The sequence below is a fragment of the Pantoea sp. CTOTU49201 genome (genome assembly GCF_032054795.1).
Lineage (GTDB): Bacteria > Pseudomonadota > Gammaproteobacteria > Enterobacterales > Enterobacteriaceae > Pantoea > Pantoea symbiotica.
Genome location: NZ_DAMBSA010000244.1, coordinates 1 through 2632 on the forward strand (window position 1 = coordinate 1; position 2632 = coordinate 2632).

Consider the following 2632-nt stretch of genomic DNA (forward strand, 5'->3'; position numbering starts at 1 on the left):
ACCATCGCGTTGGTCTATCGTCCAGGATCGCCTCTGCGCAGCCGCTATGAGCAGTTGGCAGAAGCAATCAAAACCCACATGAAGGGTTATCTGGATACCTCGTTAAAACAGGCGGTTTAAGCCGTTTAACGCTGCCACACGATAGGCTTCGGCCATGGTGGGATAGTTGAAGGTGGTATTCACGAAGTACTCAATCGTGTTGCCGCCGTTCTTCTGTTCCATGATGGCCTGGCCGATGTGAATGATCTCCGCAGCACGCTCGCCAAAGCAGTGAATCCCTAAAATCTCTTTGGTTTCGCGGTGGAACAGAATCTTCAGGCTGCCGACGTGCATACCAACAATCTGCGCACGCGCCAGATGTTTGAACTGCGCACGACCCACTTCATACGGCACTTTCATCGCCGTCAGCTGCTGTTCGGTTTTACCTACGGAGCTGATCTCCGGAATGGTGTAAATCCCGGTTGGAATATCTTCGATCAGATGCGCGGTGGCTTCACCTTTGATAATTGCCTGCGCGGCGATGCGGCCCTGATCGTAAGCAGCAGAAGCCAGGCTTGGATAACCAATCACGTCGCCAACCGCGTAAATATGTGGCAGCGCGGTTTGGTACATGCTGTTTACTTTCAGCAGGCCACGGCCATCCGCTTCCAGTCCCACGTTCTCCAGCGCCAGTGAATCGGTGTTACCGGTTCGACCGTTTGCGTACAGCAGGCAATCGGCTTTCACTTTTTTGCCCGATTTAAGGTGAATAATCACCCCGTCATCAACGCCTTCAATCTTCTCGAACTCTTCGTTGTGACGAATCACCACGCCGCTGTTCCAGAAGTGATAGGAGAGGGAATCTGACATCTCCTGATCGAGGAACGCCAGCAGGCGGTCGCGGGTGTTGATCAGGTCAACCTTGACGTTCAGGCCGCGGAAAATCGAGGCATATTCACAGCCAATTACGCCGGCGCCATAAATGATCACGTGGCCAGGTTCATGGTGCAGGTTGAGGATGGAGTCGGAATCGTAAACGCGTGGATGGGTAAAATCGACATCCGCTGGATGATACGGACGAGAACCGCAGGCAATAACGAATTTCTCAGCGGTTAAGCGCTCGCGGGTGCCGTCGGGTTGTTCCACTTCGATGGTGTTGGCATCAACAAATCGGGCATCGCCCTGATAAAGTTCACAGCGGTTGCGCTCGTAGAAACCCTGACGCATCGCGGTTTGCTGACTGATCACGTTCTCGGTGTGGTTGAGAATGTCGGCGAATGAGGAGCGCAGGAGTCGAGTGTGATCGCTGTAAAGTGGGTTTTGATTGAACTCAATGATACGGCTGACAGCGTGACGCAGGGCTTTGGAAGGGATGGTTCCCCAGTGAGTACAACCGCCGCCGATGTTGTGGTAGCGTTCGATCACTGCAATACGCGCTCCCTGCTTCACCAGCCCCATCGCCGCACCTTCGCCGCCCGGACCGGAGCCAATCACAATGGCATCGTAATCGTAAGACTTTTGCATACCAGTACGTCCTATTTTTTTATCACATTTTTACAACGAGATTCTAACATCTCGCCGCGCACATCTGAATTCTAACAGCGTAAATTGCTGAAGTTTGACAAAGCGTGAGGTTCACAGGCGTTCACAAAGTTTGCACCGCTGTACGCTGAAAAGTTTGTTATAGTGCCTGCCAAATCACCTAAAAGGCCGGGAAAATGGGCGTCAGAGCGCTACAAAAAGAACGTACACGACGTTCACTGATTGAAGCTGCCTTCAGTCAGTTAAGTGCAGAAAGGAGTTTTGCCAGCCTGAGTTTGCGCGAAGTTGCACGCGAAGCGGGGATTGCGCCGACCTCATTTTATCGTCACTTCCGCGATGTCGACGAGCTGGGCTTGACCATGGTGGACGAAAGCGGCTTGATGCTGCGCCAGTTAATGCGTCAGGCGCGCCAGCGTATTGCCAAGGGCGGCAGCATCATCAAAACCTCGGTGGCAACTTTTATGGAGTTCATCGGGAACAATCCCAACGCTTTTCGGCTCTTACTACGCGAGCGCTCCGGAACCTCGGCAGCATTTCGTGCCGCCGTTGCCCGTGAGATTCAGCACTTCATCGCCGAACTGGCCGATTACCTTGAGCTGGAAAATCGCATGCCGCGCAGCTTCACCGAAGCGCAGGCCGAAGCAATGGTAACGATTGTGTTTAGCGCGGGTGCCGAAGTGCTGGACGTTGATATTGAGCAGCGCCGCAAGCTGGAGGATCGATTAGTGCTGCAGCTGCGCATGATCGCCAAAGGTGCTTATTACTGGTATCGCCGGGAGCAAGAGCGCCTGGCGGTTACCCTGGAAAAACCCGAAGAGTAATGTGATAAGGATAATGAAATGATTGAGCAAAACCCACGCGATAAAGGAACGCTTTTATTGGCTTTTATCACCGGTTTAGCGATCAACGGCTCCTTTTCGGTGCTGTTCAGCACGTTTGTTCCCTTTTCGATATTCCCGCTGATTGCGCTTGGCCTTGCGGCCTGGTGTCTGCATCAGCGTTATCTCAACCGCAATATGCCAGACGGCATGCCTTCACTGGCGGCGGCGTTCTTCCTGCTGGGTATTTTGGTTTATAGCGCGCTGGTGCGGGCTGAATATCCGGATATCGG

General features: G+C 53.2%; 3 protein-coding genes and 1 pseudogene. 3 read left to right on the forward strand and 1 reads right to left on the reverse strand.

Features of this window, described 5'->3' with window-relative positions; genetic code table 11:
• A pseudogene (locus RTY00_RS16235) lies at positions 1-120 on the forward strand (DNA-binding transcriptional regulator OxyR); the annotation flags it as partial.
• Here the strand turns inward: RTY00_RS16235 and sthA are convergent.
• Entirely contained in the window at positions 103-1503 is a 1401-nt protein-coding gene (gene sthA / locus RTY00_RS16240) for a Si-specific NAD(P)(+) transhydrogenase (protein WP_008109650.1), read from the reverse strand. The pseudogene RTY00_RS16235 and the gene sthA sit on opposite strands and share 18 nt — an antisense overlap.
• A gap of 194 nt (positions 1504-1697) precedes the next feature.
• Between sthA and fabR the strand changes: the two genes are divergently transcribed.
• Together fabR and RTY00_RS16250 are read left to right on the forward strand one after the other, a co-directional pair.
• A complete protein-coding gene (fabR, locus tag RTY00_RS16245; protein WP_312665128.1) occupies positions 1698-2342 on the forward strand; it encodes an HTH-type transcriptional repressor FabR in 645 nt (214 codons plus the stop codon).
• Between the two features lie 18 nt (positions 2343-2360).
• Positions 2361-2632: YijD family membrane protein (locus RTY00_RS16250; RefSeq protein WP_312665129.1), on the forward strand; the 272-nt coding region annotated here is incomplete at its 3' end.

Bases quoted from the DNA above. Each gene is read 5' to 3' on its own strand.
- sthA (WP_008109650.1), bottom strand. From the start codon at position 1,503: ATGCAAAAGTCTTACGATTACGATGCCATTGTGATTGGCTCCGGTCCG.
- fabR (WP_312665128.1), top strand. From the start codon at position 1,698: ATGGGCGTCAGAGCGCTACAAAAAGAACGTACACGACGTTCACTGATT.